The organism is Novosphingobium sp. TCA1 (assembly GCF_009811895.1).
Lineage (GTDB): Bacteria > Pseudomonadota > Alphaproteobacteria > Sphingomonadales > Sphingomonadaceae > Novosphingobium > Novosphingobium panipatense_A.
In genome coordinates, this window is record NZ_BLJH01000008.1 from 54044 (window position 1) to 69664 (window position 15621).

Sequence of the window (15621 nt, forward strand, 5' to 3'; positions counted from 1 at the left end):
CAGACCATGAACGACAATCCAGCCAGCACACTTGTCCTGAAGACCGACGTCGCGGTGATCGGCGGGGGCACTGCCGGTCTCGCGGCCGAGCGCGCCGCGCGCAAGAACGGGGCTTCCACCCTGCTGATCGATCCCGATTTCAACGGGACCACGTGCGCGCGGGTGGGCTGCATGCCCTCCAAGCTGCTGATCGCCGCAAGCCGGGAAGCCGCACGCATCGAACGGGCGGGCTTGTTCGGGATCGAGGTGGAGGGCGTACGGATAGACGGTCCTGCGGTGCTGCGGCGTGTGCGGACTGAGCGCGACAGGTTCGCCCGCCTGACGCGCGAGGCCATCGCGCGGCTGCCGAAGGACGTGGCGATCCGTGCCCGCGCCCGTTTCGAGGGGCCGGGACGCCTCCTTCTTGACGACGGGCGGAAGGTGGAAGCGCGCACGATCGTCATCGCGACCGGTTCTGCGCCGATCCTGCCGGAGCCTTTCGCGGCGCTGGGCGCGGCTGCGCTCACCAGCGACACGGTTTTCGATCTGGAGGACCTGCCCCGGCGCCTTGCCGTGGTCGGCTCGGGCGCCATCGGCCTAGAACTGGCACAGGCCTTTGCCCACCTCGGCGTCGAAGTGGCGCTGTTCGACAAGGGCGCGCGCATGGCCAAGGTTCGCTGCGACAAAGTCCACGGTGCGCTGCGCGAAGTCATGGAGGACGATCTCGCCCTGCATCTCGGTGTTGACGTCACACCGCATGCGTCGGACCATGGCGTGCGCCTGAGCTGGAGAGGAGCGAGCGAGGGCGAGGCATTGTTCGACAAGGTCCTCGTCGCGGTCGGGCGAAAGCCGCAGCTGGGCGGGCTCGATCTCGACAAGGCCGGGCTTGACCTCGACGATCATGGCGTCCCCCGCTACGAGCGCACCACGATGCGCTGCGGGGAAAGTTCTGTCTTCATGGCGGGAGACGCGGCGGCGGACCTGCCGCTTCTGCACGAAGCCTCGCACGAGGGCGCCATCGCCGGGCGCAACGCAGCCGCCTTTCCCGCGCCGATCCCTGTCGAGCGCAATACGCCCTTTGCGATCACGTTTACCGAGCCGGTGCTGGCTACGATCGGCAAGGCGGAAAAGGAGGGGGCCGTAACCGGTTCAGCAGACTTCTCCGACCAGGGCCGAGCGCGCGTTGACGGGCTCAATCGCGGGATCCTGACCCTCTATGCCGCAGCGCCCGACGGCAGGCTGATCGGTGCCGACCTGATCGCGCCTGCGGGCGAGCATCTGGCGCATATGCTGGCCTGGGCGGTGCAGGGCGGCCTCACCGCGACGCAGCTTCTGAACATGCCTTTCTACCACCCGACCGTGGAGGAGGGGCTGAAACAGGCGCTGCGCACCATCTGCGCCGCTACGCCCATCGCCCTCCCGCCCGATCAGGATGCGGGTACGCCTGCCGGGGCGTGACGGTTTGCCTCTCGATGAGCAGGCATGTTCTTGCCGCCTGTCTTTGCAGGATATGCGGAACATAGGGCCAGAACGGATGTTCTAGACCCGAGCTGCTCGAAAAGGTCGACGCAGCGTCGGTACCTAGGGAGAAACCCATGTTTCGCTGGGCCATCATTTTCGCTGTTGTTGCACTTATCGCGGCGCTGCTCGGCTTCGGCGGCGTTGCTGGCCTGTCGGCCAGCTTTGCAAAGGTATTCCTGCTCGTCGCGGTCGTGATCCTGGTTCTTGGCTTCTTCTTTGGCCGGGGCAAAAGGATTCCCTGAGCCCCGGTGCGGTCGGCAGGAAACAATCGGGATTGCCAGGCATTGCGGAGACATCGTTTTTCTCGTCGAGGAGATCCCGATTGCCCAGTGCAACCATAACCGCCCGGACGGCACGATCTCCTCTGCGGCCGCTGCACTCTCTCCTGCTGTCCTTTCCGGTTGCTCTGTTTCCCTGTGCGTTCCTGACCGACGTCACTTACCTGAAGACCTCGCAGATCCAGTGGACCAACTTTTCGGCCTGGCTCATTGTCGGAGCGCTGATCCCGGGCGGTCTTGCGCTGTTGTGGGATCTGTTGGTTCTCTGGCGCGGCAGGGCGGCACGGCGCCCTGGCCGTTTGGCTTCCCCGTTGTTGTTGGCCGCCGCGTGGATCGCAGGTTTGCTGAATGCCTTCCAGCATAGCCATGACGGCTGGGCCTCGGTGGGAATGCCGGGGCTGGTATTGTCCGCCGTCAGCGCGGCACTGGCGCTCGCGGCCGGTTGGACCGCCTGGTCCCGATCAGGCGATACGGCAGTGGGGGCAGTCCGATGAAGACAGGTCTGCTCGCCGCAAGCATTTGCGCGTTCATGCTCGCATCCTGCGGCAAAAGCGATCCGGGTCTTGACCAGACAGGTTCCAAGCCGGATTTGCCCGAGCAACGCCAGACGCTGCTGCCGCCCATGAAAATCGCGACACCCAAGGGCTGGAACGGAGAGGCGCCCAAAGCGCCCGCCGGTTTCACCGTGACGGCCATGGCGACCGGGCTCGCAGTGCCGCGCCAGGTCCTCGTGCTGCCGAACGGCGACATTCTGGTGGCCGAAGGCATGGGCGGACAAGATGCGCCGACCCTTCGGCCAAAGGATGTCATCGCCGGCTATATCAGATCGATGGGCAAGACGTCCGTGAAAGGCGGCAACCGCGTGACTCTCCTGAGGGACGCCGACGGTGACGGGAAGGCAGAACTGCGCACGGAATTCGCGACCGGCCTCAACGCGCCCTATGGCCTGGCTTATGTCGGCGGCAACATCTACGTGGCGAACCAGGACGCGATCATCCGTTTCCCTTATCGCGACGGCATGACCCGGGCCGACGGTCCCGGGCAGGAACTCGTGAAGCTGCCTTCGCGGATCAACCACCATTGGACCAAGGCGATGACCGCCTCTGCCGATGGATCGAAGCTCTATGTGGGCATCGGGTCGAACAGCAATGTCGGTGAGCGCGGGCTCGATGTCGAAGAGGACCGCGCCGTTATCTGGGAAATCGACCGCGAGACAGGCGCGCGCCGTACTTATGCCTCGGGCGTGCGCAATCCTACTGCGCTTGTGGTCGATCCGGTAGGAGGACAGCTCTGGGCGGTCGCCAACGAGCGCGACGAGCTGGGGCCGCAGTTGGTTCCCGATTACCTCACGTCGATACGCGACGGCGGATTTTACGGCTGGCCTTACAGCTATTGGGGCAAGAACGTCGATCCGCGCGTCCATCCCCAACGGCCAGACATGGTGCGCAAGGCGATCACGCCGGACTACGCGCTGGGGTCTCATGTCGCTGCGCTGGGGTTGTCATTCGTTACAGGACCGGGACTGGGGGGTGGTTACCAGCAGGGTGCCTTCGTCGGCGAGCATGGCAGTTGGAACCGCCAGGATCTGTCGGGGTACAAGGTGGTGTGGGTGCCGTTCGCCGGGGGACGGCCATCGGGCAAGCCTCAGGATTTTCTGACAGGTTTCCTCAAGGCAGGTCATGCCCGCGGACGACCGGTCGGTGTGACGTATGATCCGATCGGCGGCGCTCTGCTGGTGGCAGACGACCTTTCCAACACTTTGTGGCGGGTTGCTCCCTCGCAGCGCAAATAGGACAGGCCATCCGGCGAGCGGTATAAGGGCTGAGATACAGTTTTGGCGAGACGCGACAGAACAACAAAGCCTTTAGGCGCTGAAGCGCGCGGGCATCGCAGACCTTCCGAATTAAGCGGTGAAGGATGCCTCAGCAGCAAAAGTGATTTTGAGGTGCTTCTCGGCAGCAATCAACGAGCAGCAGCGCCGAACTGCGATTCGTAGGGCTGATTTGCGGCAAAAACGTAAGTTTATGAAGAACTTATTATGGTTTTTTGCCCGAGCTTGCCACGGATTCCTGTGCGTTCCCCTGTAGCGGGGATATTTTCCAAGGAATGATTGAGGAATGGGCTGAAACCTAGGCTCACGAAGCGCAGAAAACTGCGCCGCCGTGGCGGAGACGGAGGGATTCGAACCCTCGGTACCCCCTTAAGAGTACGACGGTTTAGCAAACCGCTGGTTTCAGCCACTCACCCACGTCTCCGCATGCGGCCTAGGAGGCGCCGTATAACGGGGGGCATTCAGCTCGGCAAGAGGGTGATGTGCTAGATTTTTGCACCTGTGGAAATGTTTGTTCGGCTCACGCCTGGGTCCAAGGTTTTCGCGGGATTCGATCTGCCGCAAAACCGACTCGTCCCGTCGCCCGTTCATTGCGGGGTCATGCGCTCTGGATTCTCTAGTGACATGCCGCAGTGTGCGCTTAGGAGCGTGCCTGTCACAAGGAATTCGGGATCGCCATTGGAGGGCCACCAGATGTCATTCACCACGCAAATCGCCGCCAGGGGGGCGTCGGTTCGCTTGTCGCGAAAGATCGGCGGCGCCGTCGCGGCCATGTTCGTCCTGCTTGCGCCCATCGCTTCTGCAGTCGCGCAAGTGACCACGGTAGACCCGGACGCGGCGATCGACAGCGATCTCAACGGCAATTCCGCAGGCACCACTTACGCACCGCCTGCCGAATCGCCGCCGCCCGTCGATGCGCCTGCCTATCCGGGCAACGGCACGCCGGTCGATAATGGCGCCCCTTACGGATCGCCGCCCGCGCCTGCGCCCGCGACGCCGACCAGCCCGCCTGCCGACGGCTCGACGACCTACCGCCAAGACGACCTGATCGGCGCGGCCGAGGGCGTTTTCGGCAAAGGTGCGAAAGGCCTGGCCGGGGTGATCGAGGACCTGCTCAAGAAGCAGGGTGAACCCAACGGCTATATCGTCGGCCGCGAGGGCGGCGGCGCGATCGCCGTGGGCCTGCGCTACGGCTCGGGCACACTCTATCACAAGGTGGAGGGTGAGCAGCCGGTCTACTGGACCGGGCCGTCGATCGGTTTCGATGCCGGTGCCAATGCCGGCAATGCCTTCGTGCTCGTCTACAACCTCTATGACACCGAAGATCTCTATCATCGGTTCGGTGCGGGCGAAGGGCAGGCCTACCTCGTGGGTGGTTTCACCGTCAGCTACCTGCGGCGCGGCAATGTCGTGCTGATCCCGGTGCGCGCAGGCGCGGGTCTGCGCCTCGGTGCGAACATCGGCTACATGAAGTTCACGCACAAGCAGAGCTGGATGCCGTTCTAAGGTATCTTCGCGAGATTTCGTAAAGACAGTGCGGCATCGGCTCGTTCCGGTGCAGCACTGTCTTGTCGTTTTCGGGCTTGTTTTGCGATCGCAATCTTGCCCTGATTTCAAACAAAATTTCCTTGCGCCCATGCTCTGCGCGTTCGGCGCGCGATAAATTTGCGGTTCTCGGCAATTCTCGGTCGATCGGGCATTGCGCGCTTTGGTCGCCCGGTCTAAGGCCCGCCCGCCATGCTTACGAACCTTCAGCAACAGCCCGCCGACGCGCTTCTTGCGCTGATCAAGCTCCACAACGACGATCCGCGCGCGGACAAGATCGACCTTGGTGTCGGCGTCTACCGCACCGGTGAGGGCGACACGCCTGTGTTCCGCTCGATCAAGGCCGCAGAGGCCAAACTGGTCGCGGAACAGGATTCGAAAGCCTACCTCGGCCCCGAGGGCGACATGGGCTTCGTCGAAGCGCTGATGCCCTACGTCTTCGGCAAGGCCGACCCCTCGATGGGTGGCCGCATCGAAGGCATGCAGACCCCCGGCGGCACCGGCTCGCTGCGCCTCGCGCTCGCCATGGTGAAGCGCGCGGGTTACCACCGCATCATCGTCGGCGTCCCCAGCTGGCCCAACCACGCCCAGATCTGCGCCGACCTCGGCCTTGAAGTCGTTGAATTCAATCACGCGCTCGCTTCGGGCACTGTGGACATGGACGCGCTGCGCGGCGCCATCGCCGATGCCCGGGAAGGCGACGCCATCCTGCTGCACGGCTGCTGTCACAACCCCACCGGCATCGACTACAGCAACGAACAGTGGGACGAGATCGCCGGCCTGATCGCCGCTTCGAAGATCCTTCCCATCCTCGACCTCGCCTACCAGGGCCTGGGCAAGGGCATGGAAGAAGACGCCTACGGCCTGCGCCACGTGCTCGCGGCCGTGCCGGAAGCACTGATCTGCTATTCGTGCGACAAGAACTTCGGTCTCTATCGTGACCGCGTTGGCGCACTCTACGCGATGGTTGCCGATCCGGCCGACCTCGCCAAGGTCATGTCGAACGGCCACAACCTCGCCCGCGCCAACTGGTCGCAGCCGCCAGACCACGGCGGTGCCGCTGTCCGCCTCGTCCTCGAAGACGAGAAGCTGACCGCCGACTGGCTCGCTGAGCTGGACGAAATGCGCGACCGTATGCGCGAAGTGCGCGCCAAGCTGGCCGAAGCAGGCACTGCCGGTTCGGCCGATCTGACGCCGATGGGCGGACAGAACGGCCTGTTCTCGATCGTGCCGCTGAACAAGGACCAGGTCCTTGCCATGCGCACCAAGCACGGCGTCTACATGGCCGGTTCGGGCCGCATCAACGTGGCGGGCCTGACGATGGGCAACATCGACAAGTTCATCGCCGCCGTTGCGGACGTGACTGCCTGATTATGGATCGCCAGCCGGTCCTCGATGGGGATCGGCTGGCTCTCCGTCCGCTTCGCGCAGACGATTGGGACGCGCTTTTTGCGGTTGCTTCTGACCGTGAGCTCTGGGCGGTTCACCCCGCCCACGATCGCTGGCAGGAACCGGTGTTCCGCCAGTTCTTTGTCGACGCTCTGGATGGCGGCGGCGCCTTTGCCATTATCGAAAAGCAGAGCGGGGCCGTGATCGGCTCCAGCCGCTATGGCCCTCCCGAGGGCGATGAAATCGAGATCGGCTGGTCGTTTCTCGCCCGCACTCACTGGGGCAGCGGCCTCAACGCCGAAATGAAACACCTGATGCTGGCCCACGCGCTGGCGCATTTCGAGCGGGTGATCTTCAAGGTCGGCGCGGAGAACGTGATCTCACGCAAGGCCATGGAGCATATCGGCGGTCGGCTGACCGACCGCTCGTTCGAGCGCGAGACCTGCGGTGTGGTGGGTGTGCATGTGATCTATGAAATCACGCGCGAGAGTTTCGCGGCGGGGCCTTTGAAGAACAAGGGATAAGTTCTGGGCCCCTTGCGGCGCAGCCAATAAGTAGCCCGGCGCTGTCATGGGTGCGCAACGCGGTTGGTCCGCGTGATCCAGACGGTATTGGGGGTGCAGGGGGGCTATGCTCCCCTGCTTCTATCTTTCTATCCCTTACCCGCGAAGCGACTGCATCCGCTGCAGATACCGTGCCAGCACGTCGATCTCCAGGTTAACCCCGTCACCGGCCTTGAGCGCGCCGATGGTCGTCACTTCGGCGGTGTGGGGGATGATGTTGAGCATGAAGTGGCAAGTGCCGCCGCTCTGGTCGGCCACGTCGTTCACGGTCAGCGAAACGCCGTCCACGGTGATCGAGCCTTTGGGCGCGAGGTAGGGTGCGAGTTCCGCAGGGGCTGCGATCACGAAGCGCAGCGAATCGCCTTCGGGGGTCACGCTGACCACGGTGCCGACGCCGTCGACATGGCCGGTGACGATGTGCCCGCCCAGTTCGTCTCCCAGCTTTAGCGCCTGTTCCAGATTGAGCGGTGTACCCTCGGCCCAGCGGTCCTGCACGGTGCGGGAGACGGATTCGGCGGAGATGTCGACCGCGAACCATGCGTCGCCTGCTATGCCGCCCTTGTCCACTACGGTCAGGCACACGCCCGAGCAGGCGATCGAGGCGCCCATGGCGATCCCTGCGGGGTCGAAGGGGCAAGTGATGACCGCGCGCAAGTCGCCGGTCTGGCGGGCTTCGCGGATCTGGCCGACGGCGGTTACAATTCCGGTGAACATGGCTACCTTTCGAGCGATTGCTCAGATGACTGGGCGGTCTCGTAGACTTCGAGCGTGTCGCTGCCAAGCTGGCGCCGCTCGGCAAGATACCAGCGACCATGGGCCTGCGCGAGGCTGGCAAGGCCGAAGTCGGGAAGGGCGGGGCGCCCGCCCAGCAGGATCGGTGCGCGGTAGATCAGCAGGCGATCCACCAGCCCGGCACGCAGGAAGGCGGATGCGGTTTGTGCGCCGCCCTCTACGAACAGATACTGGATCCCTGCCATTTCGCTGACGGCGCTGGGCGATCTCAGTGCGTTCCAGCCTTCTGGCACGTTGCCCCGTGTCAGCACCCAGCGCTCGGGACTGCGCGTTTCGAGGCCGGGCAGGCGGACGTCGAGGCGAGGCTTGTCTGCGCGCAGCGTGCCGCCGCCCACGAGAATGGCATCGCTCCGCGCGCGCATGGCATGGGTATGGGCACGGGCTTCGGATCCGGTGATCCACTGGCTCTCGCCGCTGGCAAGCGCGATGCAGCTGTCGAGCGACAGCGCCAGCTTGAGCGTGACTTCCGGGCGGCCGAGGCGCCGGGAGACGAGGTAGCCGGAAAGGCTTCGCGCACATGCGGGCGAGGGCAGGTAGCAGGCTTCGATCCCGGCGGCGCGAATGCGGGCGAGCCCCTCGCCCGATGTGCGCGGATCGGGGTCCATGCAGCCTATGACGACGCGGGCCAGCCCGGAGGCGCAGACCAGATCGGCGCAGGCCGGGCCGCGCTGCGACTGGTGCGCGCATGGCTCCAGCGTGACGTAAAGCGCCGCGCCGCGCGCTTCCTCTCCGGCAGCGGCAAGGGCCACGGCTTCCGCGTGGGGTCGCCCGCCGGGCTGGGTCCAGCCGCGCGAGAGAACCTTGCCGTTTTTCACCACTATCGCGGCAACGCCGGGATTGGGCTGACTGGAGGGCCGGGCGCGCGCCGCCAGCGCGGCGGCGGCGGCAAGCCAGCGGGCGTCCTGCGCGGTCGTGGAACGGGATTCGGCCGAACTCAAGCTGGCCGAACTCATTGCGCGGTCGGAGGCGGAACCTGGTCGATCTGCGGCAGGCTTCGGCCTTCGGGCAGGCGAGGCTGGCCGATACGCTCCATCTCTGCCTTCTTGCGCGCGGCTTCCTCGACTTCGGCTTCGCGGGCGATCTTGTCCACGTCCATCCCCGAGTAGCGGCCGATGGTCTTGTAGATGTCGCGCACTTCCTTGTCGCGCCGGGCCTGTTCGGCGGCCCAGGCTTCCTTGCGCTTCTGGTTCTCGATGTTCGAGGCCAGGATTTCCTCATCGGTGCGATGCGCGGGAAGGACCGAGATATAAGTGATCTTCGGCGGCGGATGCGGTCCGCGCGCTTCCTGGGTGGACATGAGATAGAAGACGGAGAACGTGCATGCCGCCGAAACCGCCGCAATCCGCCAGCGGTTGCTGCCGGCCTGCTTCCACACCTCGCGGAAATCCGCGATCATGCCGACCGGGTTTACGTCTTTCCAGTATCCTGAACGCTTGAACAGAGCCATGCCGCGCTATGTAGTGCCTAAAGCGCGCGAACGCTACCCGAACGGTAGATAGAGCGAGCGGCCGTTCTCCTTCAGCCAGCGATTGGCGGAAGGGACGCTGCCTTCGAAGATTTGTCCCAGAAAATCATGGAATGCGGGTGAGTGGTCGAAGTGGACGAGATGCGCCACTTCATGGGCCACGACCGAACGACGCACCGGATCCGGGGCCATGATCAGCCGCCAGTTGATGCGAATCGATCCGTCGGCGGCGCAGCTTCCCCAGCGCCGCCTGGCGCTCGACAGCGCCAGCGACGGTGTGGGCTGCGCGGCGCGGGCGCAATATTCGGCCAGGTCGGCGGCCAGCACGTCCCGCGCTTCGCTTTCGAGCCAGCGCTTGAGCCGCGCGGCGAGGGAGCTTTCCGGGCCGCCCACCAGCAAGGCGCCGTCGTCGGGCACCGGGCGGCGGGGCAGGGCGGGGTCGTGGCGGATCGTGAAGCGGTGGCCGCGAAAATCCAGCGCGGCGCCGTCGGCCATCGGGTGCGCCTGCGGCAGGGCCTCGACCTGGATGGCAAGCCAGGACCGCTTGGAGCGGGCGAATTCCAGTGCGTCCTGCGTGCGCGTCCAACTGGGAACCGAGATGCGGATTTCGCTGCCGTCCGGCGCAAGGCGCATGGTCATTCGCCGTGCCTGCGGCAACCTGCGGATCACGACCGGGATCTGCCGCCCGGCCAGTTCGAGCATCGGCTCTTCGCGGGGATCTCGGCGCAGCCAGTCCAGCACGGGCTAGTCGGTCTCCCGCCCGGTTTTCTCGTGCTCGACGTCCCAGGGCGCTGGGCCTTCGGGTTCCAGATACTCGTCCTCGTCATCGCCATAGGGCCAGACGATATGGTTCTCGAGCGGCCCGGCCACCGTCTCGCTGATGGCCTTGCCCGCCACCGACATGCCCGCCTTGTGGACCGCCTCGCGGTCTCCGCAGACGAGATAGTGCCATTCCGGCAGCGGTTCGCCGTCCGCGCGCAGGCGATAGGCGCAGCTTGGCGGCAACCACGAGAGATTGCCCGCCGACTTCGGCGTCAACTTCATGCAATCGGGCACGAACTTGTGCCGATGTGGGTAGTCGCTGCACTGCGCGGTCTTGAGATTGAGCAGCTTGCAGGCGACATTGGTGTGATAGATCTCGCCGGTATCGGCGTCTTCCACTTTGTGCAGGCAGCACTGACCGCAGCCGTCGCAGAGCGCTTCCCACTCCTCGCGGTTCAGCGTCTCGATCGCCCGTTCCCAGAAAGGCCTGACGCCGGAAGGTGCTGTCTTGCTCACTTTACCCATCGGGCCAGTTCGGCGGACACGGCGTCCGGCCCCTTGTCGACCGGCAGCATGGCTATCGGCTTGCCTTCGGGATCCATCAGATAGGCAATGCGGCTGTGGTCCATGAGATAGCCACCCGGAGTCGACTCGCCTTTCTTGTAATAGACTGCAAATGCCGCCGCCGCCTGCTTGATTTGCGCGTCGCTGCCGGTGAGGCCGTAGAGGCGTGGACCGAAGGCGGCGGTCCACTGGCCGACGATCTCGCGGGTGTCGCGCTCGGGATCGATGGTGATGAAGATCGGCTGCACTTTGGCGGCATCGGCGGCATGGGCCTTCTCGAACAGCGAGAAGCCGCGCATCATCGCCTGAACGTCCATCGGGCAGGCATCCGGGCAGAAGGTGTAACCGAAATAGACGATCCGCCACTTGCCCTTGAAGCTATCCCAAGTGACGGTCTTGCCGTCCTTGTCGCTGAGGGTGAACGGCCCGCCGATCTGCGCCCCTTCCAGCGGCGGCGCTTCGACCGCGCCCTGCTGGCAGGCGGCAAGCGTTGCGCCCAGCGAAAGGGCGAAGGCGAAAGGGGCGATCCGGCGGAGCAGGTAGGTCATGGCGCCGCGCTTCATGCTCTGCTAGAGCCTTCGGCGCAAGGGTGCGATGCCGGAAGGGAAGGCCGGTTTTTCACGGCCCCTCTGTCTGTCTGGAGGTAATGTAAGGTGTCGAAGACCATGTCGCAGCGCTCGCGCGGAATCCTCAAAGCGGGTCCTGTCAAGGCCATGCTGGCCGCAATCGCGGCAGGCGTGATGTTCGCTTCCCCCGCGCACGCCGATTTCTCCGAAGGCTACAAGTTCCTGGAATCGGTGAAGAAGAAGGAAGGCGAGAAAGTCGAACAGGCGCTCAGCGAGAACAGCCAGATCGTCAATGCCAAGGACGTGACGACGGGCGAAACCGCGCTGCTGATCGTCACCAATCGCCGCGACATCACCTGGCTGGGCTTCCTCATCGGCAAGGGCGCCAACGTCAATGCCTCCGACGATCGCGGCCGTACGCCGCTCGCGGTCGCGGTCAGCCTGGGCTGGCGCGAAGGCGTGTCGACGCTGCTGGAGCACAAGGCCAACCCGGATACCTCCAACGACGCGGGTGAAACGCCGTTGATCTTCGCGGTCCACCGCAAGGATGCGGACATGGTGAAGGCGCTTCTCGAAGCCGGCGCCAACCCCAACCGCGCCGACAATTCCGGCCGCAACGCGCGCGACTACGCGGCGCAGGAGGCGCGCGGCAGCTCGCTCGCCAACCTCGTCGAGGAATATGCGAAGAAGAACGCGGGCAAGGCCAAGGCGATCTACGGCCCGACGTTCTGAGATCGATGATGGAACAACCTGAAACCCTTGAGGCCCTGCGCCGCCAACTCGCACCTGCCATTGCCGATGCCGCCGTGTTCGACGGCTGGACGATGGACGCGGTGCGGCAGGCCGCGGGCATGGCGAATGTCGATCCCGCCCTTGCCGAATTCGCATTTCGCGACGGTCAGATGGCGATGATCTCGGCCTGGGTCAGCCATGTCGACGAGGAAATGGCGCGCACCACCCCGGCGTCCTCGCTGCAGGGCGTTTCCATCCGCGAGCGGATCCGCCGTCTGGTGATGGCGCGTCTCGATGCCGTGGCGGGCCGCGAGGAAGCGCTGAACCGGGCGCTGACGATCATGGCCATGCCGCAGAACCTGCGAACGTCGCTGCGCCTGGGCTGGCACAGCGCCGATGCCATGTGGCGGCTCGCGGGCGATACCGCGACCGACTACAATCACTACACGAAGCGCACGATCCTGGGCGGTATCTATGCCGCAACGTTGCGCGTCTTCGCCTCCGACAAGAGCGAGGACAAGGCAGAGACGCGCGCCTTCCTCGATCGCCGGATCGAGGGGATCATCCGCTTCGAAAAGACCAAGGCGCAGTTCCTTCGCGCCCCGGAAGAGCGCATCAGCCTGGTGCGACTGCTCGGCCGCCTGCGTTACCCGGCCCGGTAGCTTAGGTTTTGTAACGCAGGTTTTCGCTCTTTGCCGAGGGCGACTTTCGCAGATGTTTTGTTAGTTATTGCGAACAAGTTGCAATCGATCCGCCAATCTGGCAGCGGGGCGGCATGACTCTGGATCTTCTCCCTATCGACCAGCGCGCTCGAATCGTCGCGGTGGACTGGAATGCCCTGGTTCCCGAAGAAGCGCGCCGTCTGCGTGCGCTGGGCCTGGAGGAAGGCGCGACCGTTTCCGTGTCGCACCGGGGCGTCGCCGGGGGGCGGGATCCCATCGCCATCGCCATCGGCCGCATGACCATCGCCGTGCGCCGCGCCCATGCCATTGCCATGGAGGTCTCGCCGCTATGAGCCGCCAGCGCAAGATCGCCCTCGTCGGCAACCCCAATGCGGGCAAGAGCGCGCTGTTCAACGCGCTGACCGGTGCGCGCCAGAAGATCGCGAACTATCCCGGCGTCACCGTGGAGCGCAAGTCGGGCCGCATGGTCCTGCCGACCGGCGAGCCGGTGGAGATGACCGACCTTCCCGGCGCCTACGGTCTCGACGCGACCAGCCCGGACGAGGAAGTGACGTCCAAGGTCATCGCCGGAAAATTCACCGGAGAGGCCGAGCCGGACGTTCTCGTCATCGTGCTCGACGCCTCCAATCTCGAACAGCATCTCGTCTTTGCGCAAGAACTGCTGGCGCTGGGCAAGCCTTCGGTGGTCGCGCTCAACATGGTCGACCTTGCCGAGCGTGACGGACTGGTGCTCGACGCCGCCGTGCTGGAAGAGGAACTCGGCGTAAAGGTCGTGCCGACCGTCGCCGTGCGGCGCCGGGGCCTGGTCGAACTGGGCGAGGCGATCGCCTCTGCCGAAAGCCGCCATGCCGGGCCGGGCCTGACCGACCTCGGGCCGACCGAGCGCCGGGTCGCCGCCCATGCCATGGCCAATGCCGCGATCCTTTCGGAATCGAAGCAGCATCGCCTCCATGCGCGGCTGGACCAGATCCTGCTCAATCCCTGGCTGGGGCCGATCGTCCTCTTCGCATTCCTCTTCGTCGTGTTCCAGGCGGTCTTCGCCTGGGCCGCGCCGCTGATGGACGGACTGGATGCTGGCGCGGGCTGGCTGCACGATACCGTCAAGGGCGCGATGGCGCCGGGCCTCGTGAGGGACCTGCTGACCGACGGCGTGATTTCCGGCGTCGGCTCGGTCGTGGTCTTCCTGCCGCAGATCGTCATCCTCTTCGCCTTCATCCTGGCGATGGAAGCCTCGGGCTACATGGCCCGCGCGGCGTTCCTGATGGATCGACTGATGGCCTATGTCGGGCTGTCGGGACGCAGCTTCATTCCGCTGCTCTCCAGCTTCGCATGCGCCATTCCCGGCATCATGGCCACCCGCTCGATCACCGATCCCAAGGACCGGCTGACGACGATCCTGATCGCCCCGCTGATGACCTGCTCGGCGCGCCTGCCGGTCTATGCCGTGATCATCGGCGCCTTCATCCCGAACACCGATCTCGGCTGGGGTATCGGGCTTCAGGGCGTGGTGCTGTTCGGCCTCTATGTCGCGGGCATCGTCGGCGCCATGGTCGTGGCGCTGCTGCTGCGCAGTTCGATCACCAAGGGTGCGGCCTCGGGCTTCATCATGGAGATGCCGAAGTACCAGCTTCCCCGCCTCAAGGACATGGCGATCGGCCTGTGGCAGCGCGCCTGGATCTTCCTGCGCCGGGCGGGCACGATCATCTTCACGGTCACCGTGGTGCTCTGGATTCTGCTCAATTTCCCGCAGGCCAGGCCCGGCGAAAGCCAGGTCGATGCCTCGATCGCGGGCAAGATGGCGAATGGCCTCGCCGTCGTCGTCGAGCCGATCGGCTTCAACCGCGACATGGCGCTGGCACTGATCCCGGCCATGGCCGCGCGCGAAGTGGCGGTCTCCTCGCTGGCGACGACTTACGCCGTCGATGCCGGAGACGACGAGGATGCGCAGGCGGTGGAACTGGGCGATCGCCTCAAGGGGCGCTGGACCCTGCCGATGGCGCTGGCCTTCCTGGCCTGGTTCGTCTTCGCGCCGCAGTGCATGTCGACCATCGCCGTCACCCGCCGCGAGACGAACGGCTGGAAATGGCCAACGTTCATGCTCGTCTACCTGTTCGGCCTTGCCTATGTCGCGGCCGGGGTGACCTACTGGATCGCGGTGAGCGCGGGGTTGTAGACAACCTGGTCCAGCAGACTCGCGTGGTGGCTCCCCATTCGCTACCCCGTTCGCCGAATTTATACAGGAAAGCGATTCCCTCATGGCAGGCAGCGTCAACAAGGTCATTCTGATCGGCAACCTCGGAGCCGATCCCGAAGTGAAGTCGTTCCAGAACGGCGGGCGCATCGCCAACTTGCGCATCGCCACCTCGGAAAACTGGAAGGACCGCCAGACCGGCGAGCGCAAGGAACGCACCGAGTGGCACTCGGTCGTGATCCAGAGCGAAGGCCTGGTCGGCGTGGTCGAGCGCTTCCTGCGCAAGGGCTCGAAGATCTACATCGAAGGTCAGCTGCGGACCCGCAAGTGGCAGGACCAGAACGGCAACGACCGCTACACCACCGAAGTCTCGGTGGGCGGCGTCGGCGGCGTGCTGACCATGCTCGACGGCGCCCAGGGCGGCAATCGCGGCGGTTCCGGCGGCGGCTGGGGTGAGGGTGGTTCCTCGGGCGGCGGCGACTTCGGCGGCGGTCGTTCCTCCGGCGGCGGTTCGCGCGGTGGTGACGACTGGGGCCGCAGTGGCGGCGCGTCGTCTGGCGGTTCCTCGTCCGGCGGCAGCTCTTCCGGCGGCAGCGACTGGGGCCGTACCAGCAGCAGCGGCGGATTCGGCGACGATCTGGACGACGACATCCCGTTCTGATTCCTCGCGGGACATCTCCCATGCAAAAGGGCGCCTCATCCGAGGCGCCCTTTTTCGTTTCAGCCTGACGCGCCGAAAAAGCCGGTCTATCTCAAGGAG

18 protein-coding genes and 1 tRNA gene are annotated in these 15621 nt (G+C 65.2%); 12 read left to right on the top strand and 7 right to left on the bottom strand.

The features are described 5' to 3' along the window. Positions 1–6 precede the first annotated feature (6 nt). The 4 genes from NTCA1_RS11560 to NTCA1_RS11575 all read left to right on the top strand — a co-directional run bounded on the left by NTCA1_RS11560 (position 7) and on the right by NTCA1_RS11575 (position 3570). Complete coding sequence (locus NTCA1_RS11560; protein ID WP_159830633.1) at positions 7–1437, top strand: dihydrolipoyl dehydrogenase; 1431 nt, start codon at positions 7–9, stop codon at positions 1435–1437. A gap of 137 nt (positions 1438–1574) precedes the next feature. Continuing rightward, positions 1575–1742, top strand: a complete 168-nt coding sequence (locus NTCA1_RS11565) for a DUF1328 domain-containing protein (protein ID WP_086491439.1) — start codon at positions 1575–1577, stop codon at positions 1740–1742. An 80-nt stretch (positions 1743–1822) separates the two neighbouring features. Further along, complete coding sequence (locus NTCA1_RS11570; protein WP_159830634.1) at positions 1823–2272, top strand: DUF2231 domain-containing protein; 450 nt, start codon at positions 1823–1825, stop codon at positions 2270–2272. Continuing rightward, positions 2269–3570, top strand: coding sequence for a sorbosone dehydrogenase family protein (locus tag NTCA1_RS11575; protein ID WP_159830635.1), 1302 nt, complete (start codon positions 2269–2271; stop codon positions 3568–3570). Before NTCA1_RS11570 ends, NTCA1_RS11575 begins: the two co-directional genes overlap by 4 nt. Before the next feature lie 371 nt (positions 3571–3941). Here NTCA1_RS11575 and NTCA1_RS11580 read toward each other — a convergent pair. Next, positions 3942–4033, bottom strand: a tRNA-Ser gene (locus tag NTCA1_RS11580). A gap of 347 nt (positions 4034–4380) precedes the next feature. On the opposite strand from NTCA1_RS11580, the gene NTCA1_RS11585 reads away from it, so the two are divergent. The 3 genes from NTCA1_RS11585 to NTCA1_RS11595 all read left to right on the top strand — a co-directional run bounded on the left by NTCA1_RS11585 (position 4381) and on the right by NTCA1_RS11595 (position 7067). Continuing rightward, a complete protein-coding gene (locus NTCA1_RS11585) occupies positions 4381–5115 on the top strand; it encodes a DUF1134 domain-containing protein (RefSeq protein WP_236549279.1) in 735 nt (244 codons plus the stop codon). Positions 5116–5346: 231 nt separating this feature from the next. Next, a complete protein-coding gene (locus tag NTCA1_RS11590) occupies positions 5347–6525 on the top strand; it encodes an aromatic amino acid transaminase (protein ID WP_159830637.1) in 1179 nt (392 codons plus the stop codon). A 2-nt stretch (positions 6526–6527) separates the two neighbouring features. Continuing rightward, positions 6528–7067 carry a GNAT family N-acetyltransferase gene (locus tag NTCA1_RS11595; RefSeq protein ID WP_159830638.1) on the top strand — a complete coding sequence of 180 codons (540 nt, stop codon included), beginning with the start codon at positions 6528–6530 and terminating at the stop codon, positions 7065–7067. A gap of 135 nt (positions 7068–7202) precedes the next feature. Here NTCA1_RS11595 and NTCA1_RS11600 read toward each other — a convergent pair whose 3' ends face one another. From NTCA1_RS11600 to NTCA1_RS11625, 6 genes are read right to left on the bottom strand one after another with little or no spacing between them, the layout of a single operon-like run. Then, a complete protein-coding gene (locus NTCA1_RS11600) occupies positions 7203–7820 on the bottom strand; it encodes a riboflavin synthase (protein ID WP_159830639.1) in 618 nt (205 codons plus the stop codon). Positions 7821–7822: 2 nt separating this feature from the next. Continuing rightward, positions 7823–8836 (bottom strand): bifunctional diaminohydroxyphosphoribosylaminopyrimidine deaminase/5-amino-6-(5-phosphoribosylamino)uracil reductase RibD, encoded by a 1014-nt coding sequence (gene ribD, locus NTCA1_RS11605; protein WP_236549257.1) that lies wholly within the window; start codon positions 8834–8836, stop codon positions 7823–7825. An 11-nt stretch (positions 8837–8847) separates the two neighbouring features. Continuing rightward, complete coding sequence (locus NTCA1_RS11610) at positions 8848–9345, bottom strand: hypothetical protein (RefSeq protein ID WP_159830641.1); 498 nt, start codon at positions 9343–9345, stop codon at positions 8848–8850. A gap of 33 nt (positions 9346–9378) precedes the next feature. After that, positions 9379–10104, bottom strand: a complete 726-nt coding sequence (locus NTCA1_RS11615; protein ID WP_236549258.1) for a M48 family metallopeptidase — start codon at positions 10102–10104, stop codon at positions 9379–9381. 3 nt (positions 10105–10107) lie between these two features. After that, entirely contained in the window at positions 10108–10650 is a 543-nt protein-coding gene (locus tag NTCA1_RS11620; RefSeq protein WP_086491448.1) for a YcgN family cysteine cluster protein, read from the bottom strand. Beyond that, on the bottom strand, positions 10638–11237 hold the full coding sequence (locus NTCA1_RS11625) for an SCO family protein (RefSeq protein ID WP_236549259.1): 600 nt from the start codon (positions 11235–11237) through the stop codon (positions 10638–10640). The genes NTCA1_RS11620 and NTCA1_RS11625 overlap by 13 nt, the downstream gene beginning before the upstream one ends. A 165-nt stretch (positions 11238–11402) precedes the next feature. On the opposite strand from NTCA1_RS11625, the gene NTCA1_RS11630 reads away from it, so the two are divergent. The 5 genes from NTCA1_RS11630 (at position 11403) to ssb (ending at position 15522) form a co-directional block, all read left to right on the top strand. Then, the gene (locus NTCA1_RS11630) at positions 11403–11987 is read left to right on the top strand and encodes an ankyrin repeat domain-containing protein (protein WP_374705183.1); all 585 of its coding nucleotides are present in this window, start codon (positions 11403–11405) and stop codon (positions 11985–11987) included. 8 nt (positions 11988–11995) lie between these two features. Then, the gene (locus NTCA1_RS11635) at positions 11996–12649 is read left to right on the top strand and encodes a COQ9 family protein (RefSeq protein ID WP_086491571.1); all 654 of its coding nucleotides are present in this window, start codon (positions 11996–11998) and stop codon (positions 12647–12649) included. Positions 12650–12762: 113 nt separating this feature from the next. Continuing rightward, the gene (locus NTCA1_RS11640; protein ID WP_159830643.1) at positions 12763–13002 is read left to right on the top strand and encodes a FeoA family protein; all 240 of its coding nucleotides are present in this window, start codon (positions 12763–12765) and stop codon (positions 13000–13002) included. After that, positions 12999–14843 (top strand): ferrous iron transporter B, encoded by a 1845-nt coding sequence (locus NTCA1_RS11645; RefSeq protein ID WP_159830644.1) that lies wholly within the window; start codon positions 12999–13001, stop codon positions 14841–14843. Before NTCA1_RS11640 ends, NTCA1_RS11645 begins: the two co-directional genes overlap by 4 nt. 82 nt (positions 14844–14925) lie before the next feature. Continuing rightward, positions 14926–15522 carry a single-stranded DNA-binding protein gene (gene ssb, locus NTCA1_RS11650; protein WP_159830645.1) on the top strand — a complete coding sequence of 199 codons (597 nt, stop codon included), beginning with the start codon at positions 14926–14928 and terminating at the stop codon, positions 15520–15522. Positions 15523–15621: the final 99 nt, after the last annotated feature.